At 71.9% G+C, this 23,667-nt stretch carries 24 protein-coding genes; 6 read left to right on the forward strand and 18 right to left on the reverse strand.

What is annotated here, in order from left to right; genetic code table 11:
• Positions 1–91: 91 nt before the first annotated feature.
• The 8 genes from ACFYXS_RS35205 to ACFYXS_RS35240 form a co-directional block, all read right to left on the reverse strand.
• Positions 92–313: a ferredoxin gene (locus tag ACFYXS_RS35205; protein WP_389255765.1), complete on the reverse strand. Its 222-nt coding sequence runs from the start codon at positions 311–313 to the stop codon at positions 92–94.
• A gap of 60 nt (positions 314–373) precedes the next feature.
• The gene (locus ACFYXS_RS35210) at positions 374–1,585 is read right to left on the reverse strand and encodes a cytochrome P450 (RefSeq protein ID WP_389255767.1); all 1,212 of its coding nucleotides are present in this window, start codon (positions 1,583–1,585) and stop codon (positions 374–376) included.
• A 59-nt stretch (positions 1,586–1,644) separates the two neighbouring features.
• The gene (locus tag ACFYXS_RS35215) at positions 1,645–2,340 is read right to left on the reverse strand and encodes a TetR/AcrR family transcriptional regulator (RefSeq protein WP_389255769.1); all 696 of its coding nucleotides are present in this window, start codon (positions 2,338–2,340) and stop codon (positions 1,645–1,647) included.
• Between the two features lie 9 nt (positions 2,341–2,349).
• Complete coding sequence (locus ACFYXS_RS35220) at positions 2,350–2,754, reverse strand: hypothetical protein (RefSeq protein WP_389255771.1); 405 nt, start codon at positions 2,752–2,754, stop codon at positions 2,350–2,352.
• Positions 2,755–2,902: 148 nt separating this feature from the next.
• Complete coding sequence (locus tag ACFYXS_RS35225) at positions 2,903–4,396, reverse strand: IMP dehydrogenase (protein WP_389255773.1); 1,494 nt, start codon at positions 4,394–4,396, stop codon at positions 2,903–2,905.
• Positions 4,397–4,820: 424 nt separating this feature from the next.
• Positions 4,821–5,471, reverse strand: coding sequence for a hypothetical protein (locus tag ACFYXS_RS35230; protein WP_389255775.1), 651 nt, complete (start codon positions 5,469–5,471; stop codon positions 4,821–4,823).
• Positions 5,472–5,813: 342 nt separating this feature from the next.
• Positions 5,814–6,356, reverse strand: a complete 543-nt coding sequence (locus ACFYXS_RS35235; RefSeq protein ID WP_389255866.1) for a TetR/AcrR family transcriptional regulator — start codon at positions 6,354–6,356, stop codon at positions 5,814–5,816.
• 22 nt (positions 6,357–6,378) lie between these two features.
• Positions 6,379–7,215 carry an alpha/beta fold hydrolase gene (locus ACFYXS_RS35240; RefSeq protein ID WP_389255777.1) on the reverse strand — a complete coding sequence of 279 codons (837 nt, stop codon included), beginning with the start codon at positions 7,213–7,215 and terminating at the stop codon, positions 6,379–6,381.
• Between the two features lie 368 nt (positions 7,216–7,583).
• Here ACFYXS_RS35240 and ACFYXS_RS35245 point away from each other — a divergent pair, with 368 nt between their 5' ends.
• A complete protein-coding gene (locus tag ACFYXS_RS35245) occupies positions 7,584–8,246 on the forward strand; it encodes a Type 1 glutamine amidotransferase-like domain-containing protein (RefSeq protein ID WP_389255779.1) in 663 nt (220 codons plus the stop codon).
• 199 nt (positions 8,247–8,445) lie between these two features.
• Here ACFYXS_RS35245 and ACFYXS_RS35250 read toward each other — a convergent pair whose 3' ends face one another.
• From ACFYXS_RS35250 to ACFYXS_RS35275, 6 genes are all read right to left on the reverse strand, one after another.
• Positions 8,446–8,946 (reverse strand): hypothetical protein, encoded by a 501-nt coding sequence (locus ACFYXS_RS35250; RefSeq protein WP_389255781.1) that lies wholly within the window; start codon positions 8,944–8,946, stop codon positions 8,446–8,448.
• 101 nt (positions 8,947–9,047) lie between these two features.
• Positions 9,048–9,917 carry a hypothetical protein gene (locus ACFYXS_RS35255; RefSeq protein ID WP_389255783.1) on the reverse strand — a complete coding sequence of 290 codons (870 nt, stop codon included), beginning with the start codon at positions 9,915–9,917 and terminating at the stop codon, positions 9,048–9,050.
• Positions 9,918–10,450: 533 nt separating this feature from the next.
• On the reverse strand, positions 10,451–10,882 hold the full coding sequence (locus ACFYXS_RS35260) for a DUF5959 family protein (protein ID WP_389255785.1): 432 nt from the start codon (positions 10,880–10,882) through the stop codon (positions 10,451–10,453).
• A 351-nt stretch (positions 10,883–11,233) separates the two neighbouring features.
• Positions 11,234–11,818 (reverse strand): DinB family protein, encoded by a 585-nt coding sequence (locus ACFYXS_RS35265; protein WP_389255787.1) that lies wholly within the window; start codon positions 11,816–11,818, stop codon positions 11,234–11,236.
• A 318-nt stretch (positions 11,819–12,136) separates the two neighbouring features.
• Positions 12,137–12,781 carry a dihydrofolate reductase family protein gene (locus ACFYXS_RS35270; RefSeq protein WP_389255789.1) on the reverse strand — a complete coding sequence of 215 codons (645 nt, stop codon included), beginning with the start codon at positions 12,779–12,781 and terminating at the stop codon, positions 12,137–12,139.
• A 171-nt stretch (positions 12,782–12,952) separates the two neighbouring features.
• Positions 12,953–13,960 carry a hypothetical protein gene (locus ACFYXS_RS35275; RefSeq protein WP_389255791.1) on the reverse strand — a complete coding sequence of 336 codons (1,008 nt, stop codon included), beginning with the start codon at positions 13,958–13,960 and terminating at the stop codon, positions 12,953–12,955.
• A 305-nt stretch (positions 13,961–14,265) separates the two neighbouring features.
• On the opposite strand from ACFYXS_RS35275, the gene ACFYXS_RS35280 reads away from it, so the two are divergent.
• Positions 14,266–15,888 carry a flavin monoamine oxidase family protein gene (locus tag ACFYXS_RS35280; RefSeq protein WP_389255793.1) on the forward strand — a complete coding sequence of 541 codons (1,623 nt, stop codon included), beginning with the start codon at positions 14,266–14,268 and terminating at the stop codon, positions 15,886–15,888.
• Between the two features lie 55 nt (positions 15,889–15,943).
• Here the strand turns inward: ACFYXS_RS35280 and ACFYXS_RS35285 are convergent, their stop codons facing one another.
• Positions 15,944–17,686 (reverse strand): SpoIIE family protein phosphatase, encoded by a 1,743-nt coding sequence (locus ACFYXS_RS35285; protein ID WP_389255795.1) that lies wholly within the window; start codon positions 17,684–17,686, stop codon positions 15,944–15,946.
• A 214-nt stretch (positions 17,687–17,900) separates the two neighbouring features.
• On the opposite strand from ACFYXS_RS35285, the gene ACFYXS_RS35290 reads away from it, so the two are divergent.
• Positions 17,901–18,509, forward strand: a complete 609-nt coding sequence (locus ACFYXS_RS35290; RefSeq protein ID WP_389255797.1) for an HD domain-containing protein — start codon at positions 17,901–17,903, stop codon at positions 18,507–18,509.
• Between the two features lie 7 nt (positions 18,510–18,516).
• Here the strand turns inward: ACFYXS_RS35290 and ACFYXS_RS35295 are convergent, their stop codons facing one another.
• The gene (locus tag ACFYXS_RS35295; protein WP_389255799.1) at positions 18,517–19,263 is read right to left on the reverse strand and encodes an SDR family oxidoreductase; all 747 of its coding nucleotides are present in this window, start codon (positions 19,261–19,263) and stop codon (positions 18,517–18,519) included.
• Positions 19,264–19,338: 75 nt separating this feature from the next.
• The gene (locus tag ACFYXS_RS35300; protein ID WP_389255801.1) at positions 19,339–19,638 is read right to left on the reverse strand and encodes a hypothetical protein; all 300 of its coding nucleotides are present in this window, start codon (positions 19,636–19,638) and stop codon (positions 19,339–19,341) included.
• Positions 19,639–19,934: 296 nt separating this feature from the next.
• On the opposite strand from ACFYXS_RS35300, the gene ACFYXS_RS35305 reads away from it, so the two are divergent.
• From ACFYXS_RS35305 to ACFYXS_RS35315, 3 genes are all read left to right on the forward strand, one after another.
• Positions 19,935–20,765, forward strand: coding sequence for a helix-turn-helix transcriptional regulator (locus tag ACFYXS_RS35305; RefSeq protein ID WP_389255803.1), 831 nt, complete (start codon positions 19,935–19,937; stop codon positions 20,763–20,765).
• A 35-nt stretch (positions 20,766–20,800) separates the two neighbouring features.
• Positions 20,801–21,394, forward strand: a complete 594-nt coding sequence (locus tag ACFYXS_RS35310) for a DinB family protein (protein WP_389255805.1) — start codon at positions 20,801–20,803, stop codon at positions 21,392–21,394.
• An 868-nt stretch (positions 21,395–22,262) separates the two neighbouring features.
• A complete protein-coding gene (locus ACFYXS_RS35315; protein WP_389255807.1) occupies positions 22,263–22,889 on the forward strand; it encodes a hypothetical protein in 627 nt (208 codons plus the stop codon).
• Here ACFYXS_RS35315 and ACFYXS_RS35320 read toward each other — a convergent pair.
• Positions 22,879–23,622 carry a hypothetical protein gene (locus ACFYXS_RS35320; protein ID WP_389255809.1) on the reverse strand — a complete coding sequence of 248 codons (744 nt, stop codon included), beginning with the start codon at positions 23,620–23,622 and terminating at the stop codon, positions 22,879–22,881. The two genes, ACFYXS_RS35315 and ACFYXS_RS35320, sit on opposite strands and share 11 nt — an antisense overlap.
• Positions 23,623–23,667: the final 45 nt, after the last annotated feature.

Here is a 23,667-nt window from a genome sequence, read left to right on the forward strand (position 1 = left end):
GCCCGGATCGAGCGCACGGGACGGGCTCAGCGGTCATGGACGCAGACCAGGGCCTCGCGCCGACGCCGACAGCCGTGCACACCGTGAGGCGCTACTCCTCGGGCGCGACGACCTCGCCCGTGCCCGCGTTCCGGATCATGATCGCCTCGACCGGGCAGGACTCGGCGGCGTCCACGAGGACGTCCGCCGGTTCGGCCTGCGCGTGCCGGGGGTGCGAGACCCCGTTGCGGAGCTCGAAGTACTCGGGGGCGATGCCGGCGCAGGCGCCGGTGCCCATGCAGGTGTGTTCGTCGACGTTGATCTGCCAGGTCATGGTCGTGTCCTCGGTCGGTACGCGGTGAGGTGAGGTGGAGGTGCGAGTACGGGGCGGAGGTCAGGGACCGTCCCAGGTGACGGGCATGCGCTCCGGACCGCGCAGGGCCACGCCCGACTTCCAGACGACGGACTCCTCCCCGCCCGCGAACCGCAGCCCGGGCAGCCGTCCCAGCAGGGAGGTCAGGGCCACCTGCAGTTCCATCCGCGCCAGCGGGGCGCCGAGGCAGTGGTGCGGTCCGTGCCCGAAGCCGACGTGCGAGGCCTCGTCGCGCCGGAAGTCGAGCGCGTCGGGGTCGGCGTACACCGACGGATCGCGGTTGGCGGATGCGGCGGCGGCCACGACCGCCTCGCCGGCCCGTACGGTGCCGCTGCTCAACTCGACGTCCTCCGTCGCGTAGCGCGGCAGGCCGGCACCGTTGCCCAGGGGGACGAACCGCATCATCTCCTCGACGGCCTGCGGCACCAGACCGAGGTCCGCGCGCAGCGCCTCCAGTTCCCGGGGGTGGGTGAGGAGGGTGTAGACGAAGTTGGGGATCTGCGTGGCTGTCGTCTCGTGGCCCGCGACGAGCAGCGCGACGGCCAGGACCACCAACTCCTGCTCCGAGAGCCGGTCCTCCTCGTCCCGCGCCGCGACGAGCGAACCGAGCAGGTCGTCCCCGGGCGCGGACCCGCTCCGGCGCTGCGCGATCAGACCGGCCATGTACCCCGTGAGCCGCCGCATGTGGTCCTCCACCTGCTCGGCGGTGAACTTCGTGGTGGACAGCAGTGCGTCCGACCACGTGCGGAACGCGGCGCGGTCCTCGTAGGGCACGCCGAGCAGCTCGCAGATGACGGTGACCGGCAGCGGCAGGGCGAAGTCCTCCACGAGGTCGGCCGGAGCGCCCTTGCTGACCATCGCGTCGAGCAGGCCGGCGGCGATCTGCTCGGTGCGGGGCCGCAGCTGTTCGATGCGGCGGGCGGTGAACGCCTTCGCCACGACGCGGCGCACCCGGGTGTGGTCGGGCGGGTCGAGCTCCAGGATGCTGCCGGGCAGACCCCGGCCGGGCCGCAGGCGCGGCTCGTCGCGGCGGGCGGCCTCGGCCCGGCTGAACCGCGGGTCGCCGAGGACGGTCCTGACGTCCTCGTACCGCGTGACGAGCCAGGCGGTCTCGCCGTAGGGAAAGCGGACGCGGCACATCGGCTCGCTGTCGCGCAGCTCGGCGAACACCGGGTCCACGGTCAGCCGGTCGGCTGCGGAGAAGGGAAAGGTCCTCGGTTCGGTGACGGCCATGGAAACTCCTGCGAAGGCGGTACGTGCGGCGGAGGGGTTCGGCGGGCGCTGCGGGGCCCTCACGGCGGCCCGGGGAGCGGGTGCAGCGCGGGCGCGAGCAGGTGGCAGAGATCGTCCGCGAGCAGGTCCAGCGGGTCGGCGGTGCCCAGCGGCAGACCGCCCGCGATCCATGTCGTGAGGAACGACCCCGTCTGGAGGGAGGCCATCAGAGCGCGCTGCCGGGCCTCCTCGGGGGACACGCCCCGCCAGCGCCCGGCGTCGAGCGTCAGCAGGTCCACGTAGCGTTCGTGCGCGGCCACGTAGCGGTCCCGGACGTCGCCGTCGTCACCGGCCGCGGACGGTGTGGCGCCGAAGAGCACCCGGATCGTCGGCGCCAGCGCCCGCCAGTTCGCCGCCGCACGGTCCAGCCACGCGCGGACGGTGTCACGGTTCCACTCCGGGACGGCGGCGAGATCCTCGTAGAGCGCGTCGGCGACCGCGTACACCCGGTCGGACAGCGCGGCGATGATCGCGGCCTTGCCGCCGAAGTGCGCGTAGACCGTGGCCCGGGTGACGCCGCTCGCCGCGGCGATGTCCTCCATCGTGGCGTGCACGAAAGACGTCCTGCTGAAGACGGTGACCGCCCCGTCCAGCACCCGGTTGCGGGTCAGGTCCCGCTGCTGCTCACGCAGGCTCACCCGTGGTTCGCGGCCGGCCGGACGCGCTGCGTCCGGGGCGGTCGTGGAACGGGCGGCGGCCTGCTTGCGGCGCTCCATGGGACAAGCCTACAAAATGCCGCAAGTCTTGACATTTTGTGCAGCGCCGACCGGGGAGGGGCGGGGAGCGCCCCGCGGCACCGCGCTCGGGGACGCAGAAGTGCCGGTGGGGTGACGACCGCCGTTCGCGTCGCCACCGATGACGGTGTGAGCGAGCGGGGTGTGCCCGGCGGGATCCTCCAACTCCGGGTCCGCACCGAAGGCGAGGAGGACTGCCGTCGTGTGCACGGTCAGAGGCTGCCCGCTCTGCAGCGCGGAATCGCCCTCGACGTCGATCGCACGGGTCAGGAGCGTCATGCCTTCATCGATCTCGTCAGGATCGGCCCCTGCTCCGAGAAGGCGGGCCAAGATCTCCGCGTCCTCCGCCCCGACCGCCTGATGAGCGGGCGTCGAGGTGTCCTCCGGCTGCGTCACGAGGGGATCGAACCCGCACCTGTCCGGCGACGCGATCGGGTTGGTCCGCGCCGCAACCAGCAGGCAGCAGCCGGAGCGGGCTCACTTCGAACCGGCGTCCCGCCCCGTGTCCCGGCCCTGGTGAGCGTCGGGACACGGGGCGGCCCGCTCACTCCCCGGAGTCGATGGCGGGCCGGCGCAACTGCACCTCGGCGCCGTTCTGCTTGAACGACTCCGCCGACACCGGAACGATCACCGCGTCGCGGTGGAAGTCCCGCAGGTTCGTCGACCCGCAGCTGATCATCGTGGAGATGAGCTTCGCCCGGGTCCGCTCCACGTTGTCGTACAGGCTCCCGGCGTAGGGCACGTAGCCGTCGACGCCCTCCTCGAAGGCCATCCGGCCGCGCTGACCGTAGCGCGCCTCGTTCTGCGCGCGCCGCGAACCCTCACCCCAGTACTCCTTGTACCACTGGCCCCCGATCTGCAGTTTCCGCGAAGGGCTCTCGTCGAGCCGGGCGAAGTAGCGGCCGAGCATGATGAAGTCCGCGCCCATCGCCAGCGCCATGGCCATGTGCGAGTCGTTGAGCAGGCCCCCGTCGCAGCACAGCGGCACGTACACGCCGGTCTCCTGGGCATAGGCGTCGCGTGCCTCGACCACATCGAGCAGCGCGGAGGCCTGCCCTCGGCCGATGCCCTTCTGCGCCCGGGTGGTGCAGATGGCCCCGCCGCCGATCCCGATCTTCACGAACGCCGCGCCCGCGTCGGCCAGATAGCGGAAGGCCCGGCCGTCGACGACATTCCCCGCACCGACGAGAACGTCGTCACCGTACGCGTCCCTGGCGAATTCGAGGGTCCGCGCCTGGTACACGGAATAGCCGTCGGAGGAGTCCAGGCACAGCACGTCCGCACCGGCCTCCACCAGAGCCGGGATACGGTCCTTGAAGTCACGGGAGTTGAGGCCCGCGCCCACACGCAGACGCTTGTCACCGTCGACGCTCGCGCGGTGATAGGTCTTGTGGGCCTGATAGTCCCTCTTGAGGACCAAGGAGACGACCCGCCCGTCCTCCAGCACCGGCAGAACGTCCAAGTGGTGGTGCCAGATCAGCTCGTTCGCCTCGGACAGGGACACCGAGGCCGGCGCGGTGACCAGCCCGTCCCGGCCCCGCATCCGGGTGCGGGCCGCCTCCGAAGCCCCGTGACGCTCCAGATGGAAGTCGTCGAGGCTGATGACCCCCAGGAACTCGGCGTCCGGGTCCCCGCTCTCCGTGACCACGGCCACGCCCTGCTCGGTGCCGGCCAGCAGCCGGGCGACCTCACCGAGCGGCGTCTGCGGAGCCACGGTGACGTCACCGGTCCGGAAGCCCGCCTTGTGCCGCTTGACCGTCAGGACGTCCGCGGCTTGGTCCTCGATCCGCTGATTCTGGTGGATGAACGCCAGCCCGCCGACCTGCGCCAGCGCCACCGCCAGCGTCGGTGACGACACCGCCTGCATGATGGCGCTCACCATCGGGGTGGCGACCCGGATCGCCGGCTCCTCGCCGACCCGGTGGCGCACCAGGGGCGCCCCGAGATCGACCGTGTCCGGGGTGCAGTCTTCCGTGGTCAGGCCCGGGATGAGCAGGTACTCACTCAGCGTGCGGGAGATCTCGGGGAGGATTTTCATGTCGTCTCCAAGAAGAGGCCTGCGCCCGGTCGACGACCGATCGGCGAGGCTCGTGCGGGCAGTGCGGATCGACGCCGGCCGGTCGCGCACTGTCGGAAGAACACGCTCTGGACATCCTGAGAGCGGGCGCGCCCGGCGGAGCGGTGCTCGCACGCGCGGCCGGATCGGCAACGAAGGCACGGCAGACCCGAACCACACGGTGCTGCACAGGCGCTGACTTCCATCACGCCATGAGGCACCGTACCGCACTGCCCGTCAGGCATTTCCCACCTCGGCCTGGCGCGTTGAGGTGGAGCACGGACATCGCCGGGGCGGAATCCGGGCCGCGGGGGCAAGCTGCGCGAGCGCACGGGCCGTGGCCGGCGAACCCCCACCTTCTTCTCCGGCGGCCCGTCATCATCGGTCCCTGAGTGCCGGACCGAGGTCAGTACCAGCGGCTGAAAGCGGCAACACCGCATCCGGCCTCCGCGGCGTGCCGAACAACCCGTAGGGGTGCGTCGATGAGTTCCGCCGCGACGCAATCGGGTGCGTCGCCCATCGCGTTCATCCATGCGGTGATCCGGGAAAGGGCGGTGCTCCGCTGCGCGTCCGACAGGAGCAGGGCCTCCTCAACCCGGGGCAGAGAGGCCCGCACCTCGTCGGCGGACAGCAGGAAGTCCCCGAACCAGCCGGGCAGCAGCGCCGATCGGCGAGCGCCGAGGCCGTAGTACAGGGCCGCGACCGGATTCGCCTTCCGGGCGGTCGCGACGAAGAGAGCGGCGCCGATCGCCTCGGGCATCAACGCCATACTCTCGTCCTGCACGGCGTCCGTGGCCGCCGTCGACGGGTTGGCGACCTCGATGAGGTCCGCGAATCGATGGGCGACCGACGTGGGTACCAAGGGTCCGGAAGGACCCGTGGAACGCTCGAAAAAGGTCTCGTCCTCGCCGCCGTTCGACCACCAGGCCAGCGCCCGGCCGAACGCCGCCGGCTTGTCCCGGTCGCCGGGCCGGCTGAGATGGGCGTGTCGGTCCAGAAGTTCCCTGGCCTCGGCGTCGGGGATGACGCCGACCACCCACGCCCCTGTCGCGCTCACCGGCACCCTCTCCACTACAGAGCCGCATTGCGGACGACCGGCAGCAGCGAAGCCGCTGTACGGCGGCTGGTTCAGCAGGCGATCGGCACACCTCGGCGACCTGTCAGGCTCCGGCCAGGGACCAGGAGGCCACCCGGATCCTAGCGAGAGTGGCCTGCATGGAGGTCCCCGAGGCCTTGATCGCTCCGCGGTGCGCCGTGTACGGCGCGGGGCAGGCACTCACGCAGCACGTCCGCGCGAACGGGCGCGGCCTTGCCCCGGATGGAAGCCGAGGAAGCCCGTCCCGCATCCGGGCCCAAAAGAGCGGATCCCGGCGGTCGGGAGCCGCGCCGGGGCTGACCGTCAGCCCCCTCGCGTGGCGCGCAGGCCCCGGTCGGCGAAGGCGATCAGCCACTCGAAGCTCTCGTCGATGTCGGCGCTCCACTGGAAGCTGTTGGCCGCCTGCAACGTCGCGAAACCGTGGAAGAGGCTGCGGAGCATGCGCAGGGCGTGGTCCACGTCGGGGTCCGCGATGTCGTAGCCGCGCAGGACCGCTCTGAACGGGCCGAGCGACCGCTGACTCGCGGTGGCCAGTGGATCGTCCGGGCCGGACGGTTCCAGGCCGATCGTCGCGCCGTACCGGCCGGGATGTTCCAGGACGAAGGTGCGGAAGGAACGCGCCGCGGCCGCCAGGGCGTCGCGGCCCGCGTACCCCTGGACCGCGCTGCCGATGGCGTCGCCGACCTCGCTCAACGCCAGGGCCGCGATGCGCCGGATGAGGTCCTCCTGGCCGCCTACGTGCTTGTACAGGGACGGGGTGCGCACGCCCAGCCGCTCCGCCAGCAGTCCCATCGTCAGGCCGGCGAGGCCCACCTCGTCGGCGAGGGCGGCGCCCGCCGCGACCACGGCCGCCTGGTCCAGGCCCGCCCTAGGCACGGGCGGCGACCGATCGGAGGAAGGCGAGCACGAGGGAGACCACCTCGTCGGGTACCTGGTCGTGGGGGTAGTGCCCGGCGCCCTCGATCATCTCCAGCCGGCCGAGGCCGGACGGCAGGGCGTCGACGATCGCGGAACCCTCGGCGTTCGGGTCGGCCCAGTCGGGGTCGAGCGTGGCCATCACGACCAGGACGGGGCTCTGCACGTTGCCGAGCTGCGCGCCCGCGTCGGTCGGGGCGCTGCGGCCCATACCCTGCAGGGCCTTCATCCGGCCCGGCTCGCGCAGCAGGGAGTCGATGCGGTCGAGCCGTTCGGCCCAGTGGGCCGGCTTCGCGCCGGGGTACGCCACGTCGAGGTACGACCGCCACATCGGCACGCTGCCGAACAGGCCCGTGCCGAGCAGTCGCAGCATGCCCTTCCGGAAGCGCTTGACCCGCAGGTCGCCGAGGTGGAGGGACTGCTTGCGGGTGAACGGCGCCAACTCGACCACGGCGGTGACGAGCGAAGGTTCCTGCGCCGCGGCGACGGTGGCGGCCCCGCCGGAGATCGAGTGCCCGACGAGCACGGCCGGGCCGCCCAGGTGCCGGATCACGGCGAGCAGGTCGCCGGCGATGGCGGTGCGGCTCCATGCGGGCCAGTCGGCGCTGGATTCGCCGCAGCCGCGCAGGTCGACCGCGGCGACCCGGTAGCCGGCCGCCACCAGCGGCGGTATCACGGCACTGTATGCGGCGCGGCTGTCGCCCATGCCGTGCGCGAGAACGATCAGCGGGCCCGATCCCGCCACCTCGTACGCGATCGTGCCACCGTCGACGGCAAGGTACTCGGTCATGACATCCCTCCGGTCTGGCTAACTTTGTTAGCTAAAAGCTAATGGAGTTAGCCAATACTGTCAACGGCGCCCTCAGGGCACGGCCAGGGGGAGACGACGACGCGTGGGTGGGTCCGCGCCGGACGAGCAGCTGCTCGCGACGGCGGCCGCCGGGCCCTGGGAGCGACCAACCCTGTCGAGTCGACCGGACCAGCCCGCGGCCGCGTCGCGCCCGGCCCGAATGCCGTCGACGGTCCGGCGCGGGACGAGGCGGGGAGGCGCAGCAGTCCGGCCCAGGATCTCCAGGAAGCAATGAGTTCCGCGATGAGTTCCAGCGCTCTCCCGGGTCTTCAGGTTCATCCACCTTCGCTCACGAATTTGGAGGCACCTTGAAGCTCTTGCTCACGTCAGGCGGCGTCACGAACCCCAGCATCCACTCGGCGCTCGTACAGCTTCTCGGCAAGCCGATCGCCGAGTGCCACGCCCTCTGCATCCCGACAGCGCAATGGGGTCACCCGATGTGCGGTCCGGCATCGGTGCGGGGCCTCGTAGCCGCCCAACCCACCTGGCAGCACCTGACCGGCCTGGGCTGGGCGTCGCTCGGCGTCCTTGAACTCACCGCACTGCCCACCATCGGCGCGGAGCGATGGGTCCCCTGGGTCCGGGAGGCCGACGTGCTCCTGGTCGACGGCGGCGACGCGACGTACCTGTGCCACTGGATGCGGGAGTCCGGGCTGGCCGGTCTCCTTCCTTCGCTGGCCGAGACGGTCTGGGTGGGAGTGAGTGCCGGAAGCATGGTGATGACGCCGCGGATCGGAGCGTACTTCGTCGAGTGGCCCTCCGCGCCCGACGACGGCGCTCTGGGACTCGTCGACTTCTCGATCTTCCCGCACCTGGACGCTTTCCCGACGAACACCCTGGCTGACGCGGAGCGGTGGGCCGCCGGCATCGGCGTCCCGGCTTACGCCATCGACGAGCAGACGGCCATCAAGGTCGTCGACGGCTCCGTCGAGGTGGTCTCCGAAGGGCAATGGACAAAGTTCGGGTCATAGCCGCCCGGCATTCGTGACGTCGGCCCTCCGAGCCGCTCGGGTGCGCCCGGAACGTCAAGGTGCCAAGGTGCCGCGCGCCGTCGACCGGGTGGAACCCTGTGCCCCGCAATCGTGGGGCGTGGCCGATGTGTCGCGTAGCCCTGATGAGTCGATCGAGGTGCGGTAGAACCGTCGCCGGCTCCCATGGTGGACGACACGGTCAGTCGCCGGTTCTTCGGCTTCGCTCCGCCGCCTCGGCGGGAGTGTCGTAGTAGCCGGGCTTCGCCAGGAGCACGGAGCTGAAGTAGTAGCCCTGCTCCTCTTCTGGCTCGTCGTCGGCGGCAAAGGGGCGCCAGAATCCTAGAAGCAGGTCGGGAGCCGAGAAAGACGCGGGATCGTCCGGATCCGGGTCGACAACGGCGTACTCGCGCATGCGCCCGATCACCTCCCGTGCCGGGAGTGTGAAGAGGTCCAGATCCCGCAACATCACACGGTCGGTCGGCGTCGACGGCCTCCCCAACTCGATGGCCTGCAGGGCGCCCCGCATGCAGTCAACGCTGACCATCAAGCCGCTGGGACGAAAGATGTGTTGCCCTGGGCGGTCGGACTCCGAGAGTGCAGAGTGATCGCGAAGGGAGTCCAGCGCCGCGTCGGCTGCTTCCCTGGACATGCCGATCTGCAGCGGACCCACACCGCGCGGTGGGACGAGTTCAAAGTCCATACGGGGATGATGCCCAGCAAGTCCCGCGGGCCGCCGGGCGAGGTTCCCCTGGTCGCCGTCGTGGGGGCCGCACCCGCAGCCCGCGGCTCGTTGCGCGGACGTCAGTCATCATCGCCGGGGCGATAGCGGCTGCGCGGCGGCGGAGTGCCGGGCAGTGCGTCCTTGCGCCGTGGGGCGATCGCGCGTTCGGCGAGGTGCCGGGTGACGACTTGGGCCAGGATCCCCATGGCGGCTTGCGCCTCCAGATGGTCAAGGGCGTCCACGCCATCGCCCACCAGCGGGCTGTCGGTGGACATGGTGGTCCAGCCCGTTCCGTCGACACCGAGGTTCACCGTGACGGTCTCGCCCGTCGGCACGGTCACCGTGAGGGTCACAGCGTCGGTCACGGCGTTCCGGCCGGAGTGCAGGATTGCGCGGCGTCGGAAGTCGGCGGAGGCCGCGAGGTCTTGAGACGTGGCGATCTCGGCCAGCGCACGGTGGGCCTGATAGGACACCTTCTGCCCTTGCCCGGCCAGGTCGGGCAGGGTGTCCTGGGGGCCCCAGCCCGGCCCTTGATCCGCCGGCGGGTCCATCGCGTCGGCGACGCCCTGCAAGGCGTGGGATGCGGCTCGGGCGGCCCGCGTGAGCGGGTCGTCCGGGGCGTGAGCCCAGGCGGGCAGAGTGACGGCGTCCGCCACGCGCGCGACCGCGCGGACCGATTCCGCATTGAGCGGCATGCCTTGACCGGCCAACGGCCCGGGGATGCCCTCATCTCGTTTGCTCACCTCGATACCCCGCGCGGCGAGATCGGCGTAGACGGTGTCGCGTGAGACACGGGCCGCCCGGGACAACTCGGCAACGCTCCTGGTGCCGGTACGCCAAGCGCCGGCCATCAGATCGGCCCGGTCGGACGACAACCGTTCCCGGCGGTCGGCCCAGCCGATGAGCGCGGACAGTGCGGTGATGCGTGCGGCCTCGGTGTACGTGGTCATTCACCCAGACTATGTCGACTGACTCGACATGTCGAGTCAGTCGACACTCTTCAGGGCGTGGGCCACCGCTTGCCTGCGAATCCGGCCGCGTGGCCGCCCATCCGGCGCCTGGACGCGCTTGACGAAAGCCCCCCGTCCGGAGCCAGGACGGCGAGCACTTGATCGCCGTTCAGGCGCTACGCCGTCTCTCCCGGATGACATGGGCCCGTCGCCAGTGGGCTGCTTCTCGCGACCGACCCAGCTACTGTCCGTGCGGGGCAAGCGTGGCCGGCCCCGGCCCCGGCGTCGTGCTCGGTGACCGCGGCTACGACCACGACGAGTACCGGCAACTCGTCCGCGGGCTCGGCGTGAAGCCGTTGATCGCGTGACGTGGCACCGAACACGGTTCCGGACGTGGAACTCAACGTCGGGTTGTCGAGCGCGCCTTCGCCCACCTGCCTTGGTTCCGCGGCCTGCGGATCCGTTGGAAGAACGACATCCACGAAGCCTTCCTCACCCTGGGACGCGCCTTCATCTGCTGGCGGAAGCTCTGCTCACTCCCGTGACAAGTGGTCATCCCAAGCACTGAGTACGGCGCCGAGCAGGCGCCGGTGGGTGGAGATCCAGTCGGCCGGTAGGTCGATCGGCACCCGAACGGTCACCATGGAGACGAGATCGTCTTCAACCACCACCTCAGGACAGTCACGCTCGCCGCTGAGACGGATGAAGATGGACGGTCCACGCTGGACGTGCAACCAGGCGACGTCCTCGCCGACCTCAAGGCGATCCAGGGCCTCGCCCCACGAAGTCAGCCGTGACCGCCACAGCGAGAGATTCATGCGTCCGGCGACGAACGGCGTGTCAACGACGATCTCCGCGGCGAGCCCTCCAGCCACACCCTGCAGAGCGCCGAGCACGGTGATGCGAACGCTGTTGCCCTCGTCATCACGGAACAGGGCCAGATTCAGCTGCGTTGCCGTCTTCAAGTCGCCTCCTCAGCATGAAGCGATCTTGGCGCACGTCCGGTCAGCTGACCGGCGACTCGGACCTGCGCCAACTCGGTGAGCAGGTCAGGGCGGCTGCCAGGCCGAGGGAGGTGAGGAAGTGCGAGCCCTTTCATCCGTATCGAACGGTGAGGCGGCAGTAGCCGAAGAGCCAGGCGATCGACCGTTCGACCTTCCGGCGGTGCCCACCGAGGTGTTCGCCGGACTCGATGCCGGGCCGCGGGACGCGCGCGACGAGCCCGCGCTCGCGCAGCCGGGCCAGGCGTTCGGCGGAGAAGTGCGACGTGTCCGCGCGGAGTTTCAGGGGTCGGCGCCGCCGCGGTGCCCGGTCCTCTAAGCCTCGATTGGTGCGGCCGACCTGGCGGCCCGCTCGATCTTCGCGCAGTAGGCTGCACGGGCCTGCTCGTCGATCTCCTTCTCGTGTTCGGCGCGCAACCCGGTCCGGCCGTCGAGGCCCTCGCGCAGGATGTCGGCGTGCCCGGCGTGCCGGATGGACTCGCCGAGGACATGGACCATGATGCCGAACAGGTTCGTGTCGGCATGAGGCTTCGGCCACCACGGGACGTGGCCGGGTGCGTCGAGGGGAAGCTCGTTGATCGTCGCGTCCGAGTGTTCCCACGTGCGCCGGTAGAACCCGACGATCTGATCGCGGGTCTCGTCCTCGGTCGCCCACAGATCGCTGCCGTTGGAGTCCTGCCACCGGGGCAGCGGTTCCGGGGAAGGGCGGTCGAAGACCTCGCCGAAGTACCTGGCCTCGACGGTGGCCACGTGTTTGACCAGGCCGAGGAGGTTGGTCCCGGTCGCTGTCAAAGGTCGGCGGGCGTCGTATTCGGACAAGCCGTCGAGTTTCCAGAGCAGCGCCTTGCGGTCCCGCCGGAGTCTCCCGTGCAGGTTGTCCTTCGCGAAGTCATCGATCATGCGGCATGAGCCTGCCATGGGCTGCTCGTGGTCTCAAGATCCCGTACGTGGTCCGCAACGACTGGCAGAATCGAGGGCCCGGCCGTGGCTGCCGCCCTCACCTGCTCCAAGAAGCCCGCGGAAGTTGCCACGTGAGAGAACCTCCTGGAGTCGGTCCACCGCAGGTCGATGCGGCGAGGAGGAAGGAGATCCCCGCCGCGACGACCCAGTTCCGGGGTTTCACCGTTTCCTCCGTACCGCCTGCCGCGAGTGCTCGGCCCCTGACCCTTCCGCGAGCCGGTACGGGTGGACAACCACGGTCGGACTGGTCCCGCTGCCTCAGGCGTCGTGCCCGAGACCGCGATCGGGGGCGCCCATGTCCCCTGTGCCGGGCGTGCCGTCGGCGAGCCCGTAGCGCAGGTACACGGTGCCCTTCGCGCTGGCCACGGGCGGTTCGAGGAGCGTGAGGTTCGCGGGCACCGTGCCACCGTCGAACACCTTCTTCCCGACGCCGAGCATGATCGGGTGCACCCACAGGTCGATCCGGTCGAAGAGCTTCTCGCGCAGGAGGGTCTGCACCAGGTTCAGGCTGCCGACGACCTTCACATGCTCGTGACGCTCGCGGATCGCGCGCACGGCGGCGGCCAGATCCGGGCCGATCTGCGTGGACCCGGCCCACGACAGGTCGGGCCTGCCGCGGGACGCCACGTACTTCGGGACGCTGTTGAAGAGCGTGGCGATCGCGCCGTCCTCGCCGCCCTTCTGGTGCGGCCAGTACGCGGCGAAGATGTCGTACGTCCGCCGACCGAGCAGGAGGGCGTCCGTACCCTCGTACGCGGCACCGACCTGCGCCCCGGCGGCCTCGTCCATCAGGGGCGCCTGCCAGCCGCCGAACGGGAAGCCGGCCGGGTCCTCGTCGGGGCCGCCGGGCGCCTGCCCGACGAGGTCGAGGGTCGCGAACAGTTCGATGTGGATGAGTCCCATGCCGTGCTCCCGATGCTCCCGATGAATTGGATGTCCCGCTCGGCAGGTAGACCAGTGGGCGCGGACGGACTCATCGCCGCGACGGCGTCGGCGTCGGCGTCGGCGTCATCGCACCGGACCCGGCTGCACGCCGGTGCCCGCCTTGCGGCGCGGCTCCGGAAGGCACCCGCCCTACATCAGGTCGCTGATCACCGGATGCTCCGGCGAGGCAGGACAGGTGAAGATGCGCAGCGTCTCGGAATCGCCGAGTCGCACACCCGTGGGCGATTGACGCCGCATCCGTTCGTTGATGGGGCCGTCGAGTGATCCGGGCGGGGCCCAGCTCTCCGTGCCGCCGTCCCACTCGGTGCCGGCCACCGCCGCGACGAACCGCATGTCGCTGCCGCACGCGTGGCACCGCACCGGCCCGGAATAGCCCTGGTAGTTCCACGGCTCGTGACCGCCCAGCTTCCAGCCCGGAGCGGTGGTGAGCTCCCAGCGGAATCGGGGTTCGTGGTCCTCCGGGTCGTCGATGACGTCGCTGAAGGCGACCAGCTCCCACTCCTCGACCCGCTCCTCGAACTCCTCGCCCAGGGCGCCAGGGTGCGGATACTCGGTGACCGGCTCCGGACGAAGCAGACAGGGTGACAGCAGGAAGCCGGGCTCCCCGACACCGAGTGGCTCCGGCGGCGCCGACAGGTTCCCGGAAAGACTGCTGCTGCTGCGGTAGGTGACCTGGACGAACGGACCGGCGATGCCGTTGTAGGGCACCGACGCGCCGTCGTAGCGGTGCTGGAACGGACACCACAGGATCTGCAGGACATCCGTCCCCTGCGGAAAGGCGTCGTACCAGGGCACATCGCGCGCGTACACCTGCATGACCGGATGCATGGGCCGGGCGGCGTCGGCGGCGACCTCTTCCCACCTGATCCCGTCGTGATGGACGAGCGCCGTTGTCGACCGCTCGCCACGGTCGGTGCCGAGGCGACGCGGCGGGCGGGGCATGCGGTGCCGGCCCCCGGGGCAGCTCGGCCGGGGCTCGTCGGCCGGCCAGGCCAGCGGGCCGCCGATCGAACTGTGCTGTGGGCCCGGCTGAGCCGGTTCGGGGTGCAACCGGACCGCCGTCCTCGCATGACCGGCGAGCTCGGGGAAGACCGAGAGGACGTCGAAGGGGCGAGGTGGAGTTGCCGGGACGTTCATCGATGCCTCCCCTGCCGCTGAGCAGTCGTCCGGTCGGCCGGATCGGCCCACTGAGCGATGGATCCTTCGGTCACGTAGGGGCATCGTACGATCCTCGCCCTGCTCACGACGGGCCGGGCCGATCGGCCCGTGCGGCCACCGGCCGGCGACAGGCGCGCGCAACGGCCCCCTCACCCCAGGGCGTTTTCCCTCCGTTCACACGTGCGTGGCCGCCGAAATCGCCCCGTGATGCCTCGGCCACGCCGCCCGTAACAGCCTGCCTCGAAGATCGGCGTGCACACCGGCAGATCGAGAGAGGGCGACTCATGACGCAGGGGCAGCCAACAGGGCTCGACCGCAGGGGATTTCTGCGTGCCGTCGGCATCACCGGCGGGGCGGGCGCGATGTTCGCCACCATGGGAGCGATGGGGCTGGCGCCCACCGCGGAGGCGGCGGGCCGCGGCACGGACTTCCGGGCGCCGAGCGCGTCCGACTTCCATCTCACCGGACGGGCCGCGGGCAAGGTCGTCGTCCTGGGCGGGGGACTGGCCGGTCTGACGACCGCGTACGAGTTGGGCAAGGCCGGGTACGACTGCACGATCCTCGAGCCGCGCGACCGGCCCGGCGGCCGCAACTACACCGTGCGCGGCGGGGACTCCCACACCGACCTCGACGGCCGTACGCAGACGGCCCGGTTCTCCGAGGGCCAGTACCTCAACGCCGGCCCGGCCCGGCTGGCCCAGTGGATGGTCACCCTCGACTACTGCCGTGAACTCGGCGTGCCCATCGAGGTCTTCACCAACGCCAACGCCGACGCGTACATCTACCACGAGTCCGCCGGCATGCAGCCGGGCCGGCCCGTGCGCTACCGGACCGCCAAGGCCGACACCTACGGCTACGTCAGCGAACTGCTCGCCAAGGCCACCGACCAGGGCGCGCTCGACAAGGAGCTGACCGCCGACGACAAGGAGCGGCTGCTGTCCTTCCTGGAGGGTTTCGGCGAGATCGGCGGCCGGAGCGAGGACTGGGGGTACACCGGGGGAGCCAACCGCGGCTACACCGCCTGGCCCGGCGCCGCCGGCAGTCCCGGTGCCCTGCTCGGCGACCTGCCCAGCGCCTCGGAGGTCTTCGCCTCCGGCGTCGGACGGCACTTCGCCTTCGAGTTCGAGTTCGACCAGGCGATGCTGATGTTCCAGCCGGTCGGCGGCATGGACCGGATACCCAGGGCCTTCGCCCGGGCCATCGGTTCCCACCGGTTCCGGTACGGGTGCCAGGCCACCTCGCTCGTGCAGTCGGCGAAGGGCGTGACCGTCGGGTACACCGACCCGCACGGCCGCCCGCGGCAACTGGAGGCGGACTACTGCGTCGCGGCCATGCCGCCGCACCTGCTCGCCAAGCTGCCGCACAACCTCGGCCCCGACGTGCAGACCGCGCTGACGACGATCCGCCCCTCCTCGGCCGGCAAGATCGGTCTGGAGTACCGCAGTCGCTGGTGGGAGACCGACCACCGGATCTACGGCGGCATCACCGAGACCGACCTGGACCTCTCCCACATCTGGTACCCGTCCTACGGCCACCACGGCAGACGCGGTGTCATCGTCGGCTACTACAACACCGGGGCCAACGCCGACGCCTACGCGGCCCTCGCCCCCGCCGAGCGCGAGGCCCGCGCCGTCCTGCAGGGGGTGAAGATCCACGGCGAGAAGTACCGTACGGAGCTCGCCCATTCCTTCTCCATCGCCTGGAAGCGGGTACGCCATCTCGAGGGTGCCTGGCACAGCATCCCCGGCGGCCCCGACGCCGCCGTGTACAAGCCGCTCAACGAGCCGGCCGGGCGGGTGCTGTTCGCCGGCGACTGGCTGTCCTACATGGACGCCTGGCAGCACGGCGCCATCCTCTCGGCCCGCAAGGCCGTCACGGCCCTGCACAGCCGGGCGCTGAAGGCCTGACGGTACGACGCCGCGGTGCGGGGAGGCATCCGGTCGCCTCCCGTACCGCGGCGGCTCATCCGGCCGCGTCGGGTGTGCGCAGCGCCAGGAAGGCGACGTCGTCGTCGTTGTCCGGGGGACGGACCTGTTCGAGGAGCGTGTCGCTGAAGGAGTCCAGAGGACGGCGGGCCAGCGCGGCGGCGTGTTTGGCGAGCAGGTCCAAACCGTGGTCCAGCGAGTGGCTGGGGGATTCGATGAGTCCGTCGGTGTAGAGCATCAACGTGGACCGGGGCGGCAGCGTGACGACGGCGTCCTGGCGCGGCTTGGTGCTGCCGGTGCCGAGGAGGATGCCGTGCCCGTCGGTGAGGTAGCGGGTCCGGCCGTCGTGGGTGATCAGCAGGGGCGGCGGGTGGCCCGCATTCGTCCAGTGCAGCCGCCACAGTCCGTCCTCGCAGGTCAGCCGGGCGAGCAGCATCGTGGCCATGGGGACCTCGGCGATGTGCATGACCGCCTGGTCGAGCTGGGTGACGACGGCGCCGGGGCTCTCCGGTCGCGACCAGGCGAACGCGCGCAGCATGTTGCGCAGCTGCGCCATGCCGGCGGCGGCCTCCAGGTCGTGACCGACGACGTCGCCGATGGCCAGGGCCGTCGCCCCGTCGGCGAGCGGGAACGCGTCGTACCAGTCGCCACCGACCTGCGAGGCGTCGGGGGCGGGCACGTAGCGCGCCTTCATCTCCAGCCCCGGCACGGTCGGCATCTGCGGCAGCAGATGGCGCTGCATCGTCTCGGCGACCTTGCGCTGTCGCTGGTACAGGCGCGCGTTGTCCAGGGCCAGACCGGCCCGGCGGGTCAGGTCCTCCAGCAGGGGGAGGTCGGCAGCGGTGAAGGCGTCGGGTCGCAGTGAGCGCCCCAGTGTCAGGGCGCCGAGCACGTCCCGGAGGCCGCGGACGGGCGCGATGGCCGCCGAGTGCATGCCCGTCGCGGCGAACAGCCGGTGCTGCTCGACGGCGATCCCGGAATCGGGCGGCCCCTGGTAGGTCGAGGGGCCGGCCAGGGCGGACGCGGCGCCGCGCAGCGCGCGCGACAGCGGCATCGGGGATTCCTGCGGGACCGGTGGCATGGGGCCCTGCAGATCGGTGCGCTCGATCAGCACGCCGTTCTCGTGCTGCACGACCAGTGCGCGCCGCACCTCGTCGCCCTCCGTCAGCAGGTCCACGACGGCCCAGTCCGCGAGCCGGGGCACGGTGAGCGCGGCCAGCCGTCGCAGGGCCTCGTCCACGTCGAGGGTGGAAGTGAGCCCGGTGGTCGTCTCCGCCAGCAGTGCGAGGCGCTCGAGTTCGGACAGCGGCGGGGGCGCCGTCCCTGCGCCTGGCGGCGTGCCGGCCTGCTGCCGCACCTCGTGCAGCAGGACCAGCGCCCCCGTCGTCCCCCGCGCGAGCGTGTACGGCGTGATGAGCCAGGACAGTCCGAGCAGCGTCCCGTCGCCGCAGGCGAACCACCCCAGGTCGCTCTGCGTGGTGCTCTCGGTGAGGAGCGCCTCCCTCATCCGGCAGCGGGAGCGGGGCATGGGGTGCCCGTCGCTGTCCCGGTGCAGCAGGTCGTGGGCGTCCTGGCCGGCGAGTTCCTCCGCGGACTTCCGGAACAACCGCCGGGCCCCGGCGTTGGCCGCGACGATCCGCCCCTCGTCGTCGACCACGAGGGCGGACGCCCGGACGCCCTCCAGATCGAGGGCGGGGACCGGGGCAGGCGGCGGGGTGTCGTCCGGCCCCTGCGGCCCGATCACGGGCGGGGAATCTGCCGGGGATGCTGCGGCTTCCATGCCCTTCCTCGGTCCGGTCGAAGATCCGTGTCGTACCTGCCTCACCAGGATCACACGCGCCCGCACCGCGGGCCCACCGCGAACGGCGGTTTCCCGCCACGCGCGAGGTCCGGGAAGCCCGGTAGGGGGACCGACTCCGTACGACCCGGCGCCCGCCGGCCCGGTCCGTGCCCGTTCGGATCACGACCCGCCGACGGGCGTTAGGCTTCCGCGAATGGCGATCCCCACCCTCGCGCAGATCCGTGCGCTGCACGAGAAGCACGCGCCCAGTGCGAAGGCCTTCGACCTGGTGTTCACGCACTGCGAGATCGTGTGGAGCATCGCCGAACAGCTGATGCCCGCGTCGGGTTGCGGCGGCGTCGACGCGGAGTTGGTGCGCGCGGGCTGCCTCCTGCACGACATCGGCGTCTACCGGCTCTTCGACGACGCAGGCCGCCTGGACCACGCGGGATACGTGCGCCACGGCCTCCTCGGCCACGACCTGCTCGCCGCGGAGGGCTTCCCCGAGCCCCTGTGCCGGTTCTGCTCCTGCCACACCGGCGTCGGCCTCACCGCGGCCGACGTGCTGCGACAGGGGCTGCCCCTGCCCCCGGCGGACTACGTGCCGGTGACGCGTGAGGAGAGGCTGGTGATGTACGCGGACAAGTTCCACACCAAGGCGTCGCCGCCGCGCTTCCTCTCCTTCCCCGCCTACGCGGAACAGGCCCGCCGGTTCGGTGAGGACAAGGTCGCCGCCTTCCACGCGCTGCGCGCCGAGTTCGGCGAACCCGACCTCGGCGCGCTCGCGTCCGCTCACGGGCACGCGCTGACGGAAAAGAATTGACGTTCCGTCAGTTCTGCGCCGTGGGACGTACGACGATCTCGTTGACGTCGACCCCGGACGGCTGGGCGATCGCGTAACCGACGGCCTCCGCGACGGCGGACGCCGGGAGGCCGATCATCTCCGTGGCGGCCCGGGCCGCGCCCTGCGCCTCGGGGTCGCCACCGGCGAGGGTGAGTTCGGAACAGGTGAAGCCGGGGCTGACGACCGTGACCCGGATGTCGGAGTTCTCCTGTCGCAGCCCCTCCGACAGGGCCCGCACGGCGTACTTCGTCGCGCAGTACACGGCCGCGGTCGCGTCGACGCGGAGCGCGGCGGTCGAGGCGACGGTGACGACGTGCCCGGACCCGGCCTCGCGCATCGAGGGCAGGACGGCGGCGATGCCGTGCAGGACGCCGCGCAGGTTCACGTCGATCATCCGGTCCCACTCGTCGACGCGCAGGGCCGCGACGGGGGAGAGGGCCATCACGCCCGCGTTGTTCACGAGGACGTCGACGCGTCCGTGCCGGGTGAGCGCGCCGGTGACGAAGGCGTCGACGCTGCCCGCGTCGGTGACGTCCAGTTCCGCGTACTCGGCGCTGTGGCCGGCGGCGGCCAGCTCCGCGACGAGGCGGGCCAGACGGTCCACGCGCCGGGCACCGAGGACGACGTGGTGGCCGGCGGCGGCCAGATGGCGGGCGGTGGCCTCGCCGATGCCGCTGGAAGCGCCGGTCACCAGGACGGTCTTGCGGCGGGGGGAAGGGGTGGGGTGCTGCACGACGATCTCCGAACGGATGGGAGGAATGAAGAAACGGAAGGGTGCGGGGGCCGCGGTCGGTCGACCGGCCGACGCTCAGGCCGTGTGCGCGACGCGGGCCACCTGCCAGTCGACGGTCCGCTGGTCGATGGTGGCGTGGACGGGGGAGCCGCCCGTCTCGGTGGTGATCCCACGGGCGGCGGCCATCGCCTGCCCGGCGGTGTCCCAGGCCACGATGTCGACGACGGTGCCGTCCTCGCGCACCGCGACGGTCCGCCCCCGGAACCCCGGCTGACGGGCCAGGTAGGCGTCGACGTCCTGGCCGGCGGCCACGAAGTCGGCGGCCGTGCGGCCGGGTGCCGGGGCGAAGGTGGTGATCTCCAGTACGTGGTCCAAGGCGGAGGTCCTTTCCGGGGAGGCGGAGGGGGCGCGGCGGTCCGGACGCGCCGTCGCCGCCCCGTCATGCTCGGTCCGCCGGACCGGCGCGGGAAGGCCGTGCCGTGCCCGGTGCGGGGTGCCTGGGTGCGGCACACCCAGGACCACCGCGGCCTGCACCGGACGGCGCCGCCCCGGCATGCTGGGACAGCGCGAGCGCCCCCCGCCCCGCCCGTCCGCCGAGGAGAGCCATGGACCCGTGCGCCCCGGCCCGTCTTGCGCCGGCCGGTGAACGCGGCGGCAGTAGCATGAGCCGTATGCCCGATCCGTCCGACAACGACCTGGGCGCCTTTCTGCAGGCCGCGCGGTCCCGTCTGGAGCCGTCCGACGTGGGCCTGCCGGCCGGCGGCGGACGTCGCCGGGTCTCCGGACTGCGCCGCGAGGAGGTCGCCGTCCTGACGGGCGTGAGCGCGGACTACTACACCCGTCTGGAACAGGGCCGTGAACGCCGTCCCTCCGCCCAGGTGATCGAGGCCCTCGGGCGCGCCCTGCGGCTGGGCCCGGACGCCCGGGGCCACCTCTTCCTGCTCGCCGGGCTTGTTCCGGGTCAGCCCGCCGACCGCACCCGGCACCGGGTCCACCCGGACCTGCTGCGGCTGCTCGACTCCTTCCCCTCGGCCGCCGCGTACGTGCTGGGACCCGCCTTCGACGTCCTGGCCACGAACACGCCCGCCCGCGCGCTCCTGGCGCCCTTCGGGGCGGAGACCAACATGCCCAGGATCCTGTTCACGCACCCCGCGGCCCGTTCGGTGTTCGTGGAATGGCCGCTGGTCACCAGCGCCACGGTGCACGCGCTGCGCCTGAACGCCGCCCGCTTCCCGCACGACGCCGACATCGGCGACCTCGTCTCGGAACTCCTCGTCCGTTCCGAGGAGTTCGCGGCGCTGTGGAACGACCAGATGGTCGCCGGCCTCACCCGTGCCTACAAGGTGTTCGTCCATCCCTACGCGGGCCGCGTGGAACTCACCTACCAGACCTTCGACGTCCACGACGCCCCGGGCCAGCAACTGCTGGTCGGCACCCCCGAACCCGGCAGCCGCAGCGAGCAGGCCCTCACCTACCTCGCCTCCATGACCGGCGCCGACTGACCGGGACGGCGGCGCGGGAACGGCAGACTGGTGCGATGACCACCTCGGATCCCAAGGCCGACCTCCGCCTGTATCTGCAACTCGCCCGTGACGCCCTGCTGTGGAAGCTGGAAGGGCTCTCCGAGTACGACATCCGCCGGCCGCTGACACCGACCGGGACCAATCTCCTGGGCCTGGTCAAGCACGTGACCGGCATCGAGCGGGGCTATCTCGGCGACACCTTCGGGCGGCCGTCCGGCGAACCCGCGCCATGGCTGGAGGAGGAAGCCGAGCCCAACGCGGACATGTGGGCCGGCGCCGACGAGTCCCGTGAGCGGATCGTCGAGGGATACCGCCGGGCGTGGGCGCACGCCGACGCCACCCTTGACGCGCTGCCCCTGGACGCGACCGGCAGGGTGCCCTGGTGGCCGGCGGGCCGCGACGAGGTGACGCTGCTCCATGTCCTGGTGCGGGTGATCGCCGACACCCACCGGCACGCCGGGCACGCCGACATCGTCCGGGAACTCATCGACGGCGCCGTGGGTATGAACGACGGCAACGACAGCATGGCGCGGGGCGACGAGCAGTGGTGGCGGGACCACCGCAGCCGGCTGGAGCGGGTCGCCCGGGAGGCATCGGGCACGGCGTAGCCCGGCACATCGGCGCACGCTGTCGACCGTCTCCTTACGGCGCCCGTGGCGGCGTGGTCGCCGTACGCCGCGCACCACCCTGCCCGGCACGGCGATGTTCGTGCACCTGACCTCGGCCGCGAACGCGCCCCGCATCCCGCGGTCCGGGATCCGCGCGGCCGGCGGCGGGCGGGACGGTGGGCGGGGGGTCCGCTGCTTCCCGGTGCTGACCTCGTACACCCTCACCCACCCATGGCTGCGCGAACCGGCCCGGTTCGGGACCCGGGGAGGACTGGTGGCCGTCCGCGTCCGCCTGCCCGACGACCGGCTGCCCGACCCGCGGAGGTGGGAGGTGTTCGTGCCCCGGGCGATCCGCCCGCGCGCAGTGCACCGCACGCGCACCGCGCCGCAGGTGACGGGCCGGCGTTACCGGCCCGGCGCACACGGCACGCGCCCCTGCACCTGCTTCGGTTGCCGGGTGCGCGGCGAGTACGGGTCGCGGCGCCTGCGGGAACGGCTGCCACCTCCGCTGGACGGCCCGGCGGCGGATACCCCCGTGACCCGGTGGTCCTCCGGGAGGCGCTGCACTGGTTCGGGATGAGCCGGCGGGGTCCGCTCGGGCATGTGCGCCGCCTTGCCGCGCATCCCGGCCCCGGGGCGCGCGGCAGGACCTGGTGCGGGCGGTCGCCCGCTGGACCACCCCGGGGGTGGCCGAGGTGCCGGGCCGTCTCGCGGACGACCCGGACCCGGACGTCCGCGGGGCAGAGGCGGTCACGGACGACTGCGCCGCGGACGGCTCTCGTCCCGACCGCGGGCCGGGCGGGGACCGCCCACGGCCCGCGCCAGGGTCCGGTGGCGTGCCCCACCGTTCGGTGCCTTACTGGATGACATGCGTGTCACCTGCCCCCTGTTCCTCGTCCGCCGCACGTACGGATCGTGCGGCCGGCAGGGCGCGGCCGCGGCCCCGGCCGCCGTAAGGCTCCTGCGCGGCATGCTGCGGGGAGCGGCCGCGGGGGCCGCCGGGTGCACGACCCTGGACGCGGTCGGCTACCTGGACATGGTCCTCAGGGGCCGCGGCCCCAGCAGCACCCCGAAGGCCACGGTCGAGCGGCTCTCGCAGGTCGTGCACGTGCCCGTCCCGGGTCCGCCCGACGTCCGGGAGAACCGCATCGCCGCCCTCGGCGCACTCACCGGCATGACCACCGGCGCCGCCATGGGCGCCACGCTGGGACTGGCCACCGCGGCCGGCTGGCGGCCGCGCACCGCCGTGCTCACCGCGACGGCGGGCGTCCTGGCCCTGATCGGCACCAACGGCCCGATGACCGTGCTGCGCGTGACCGATCCCCGCACCTGGTCCGCGTCGGACTGGGTCGCCGACATCGTCCCGCACGTCGCGTACGCGCTGGTCACCACCGCGGTCCTCAAGGGCCTTGCCCCCGAAGCCCGTTCCGCTGGCGCAGCGGCGCGCGGCCCGCAGTGGTGGTGCGAAGCGGTACGCCTGCGGCTCACGCCTTGAGGATGTTCACCGATCGGGCGACCACCAGGGCCAGGGTCAGCAGCGAGACCATGGCCTGAAAGGTCATCAGCAGCTTGGCCCAACGGGACATCGGCATCGTGTCGGTGGGGCTGAAGGCGGTCGCGTCGGTGAACGACACGTACAGGTAGTCGGCGAAGGCCGGCTCCCACTCGTGGTGCACCGGATCCGGGCTCTGCATCTGGGGGAAGAGGAAGTCAGGGGTGTCCTGCGTGCCTGCGGCGCGGGCGACGGGGCCGCCGCGGTCCCACTCCCAGTACCACAGGGCGAACACGATGATGTTGGTGAGCCAGATGGACGCCGCGCCCAGCAGCAGCGCCTGCGCGTCGCTCTCCTCGGTCCCGCGCACCAGGCCCTCGATCAGCCGGACCGCCGACCAGCCGTTGGCCACGCTGACGGCGCAGGCCAGCGTGAGCCCCCCGGCGCGCAGGAGCGGACCCATCCGTCCGGCGCGCGAGGGGGTGGCCGGGAGCAGGGCGACCAGCAGCAGGAACTCCAGCGCCGGCAGCAGCCATTGCGGATGGACGGCCAGGTGCGCCGGCAGCAGCAACTGCAGGGCGATGGCGACCAGTACCGCCAGCGACACCGCCCATCGCCCCTCGACCCGCGTCGGGCGGCGCCAGGCCGGCTCGCCGGCGGGCCCCTCCGCGGAATTCGTGAGCAGTCCCTCGATCCGCGCCAGCCGCTCGTGGACGGCCCTCAACTCATCGTTCACGGAGCCAGTGTGGGCCCGCCGCGAAGGAAAGCCGCGACGGACACC

Source organism: Streptomyces sp. NPDC002574 (assembly GCF_042889545.1).
Classification (GTDB): domain Bacteria; phylum Actinomycetota; class Actinomycetes; order Streptomycetales; family Streptomycetaceae; genus Actinacidiphila.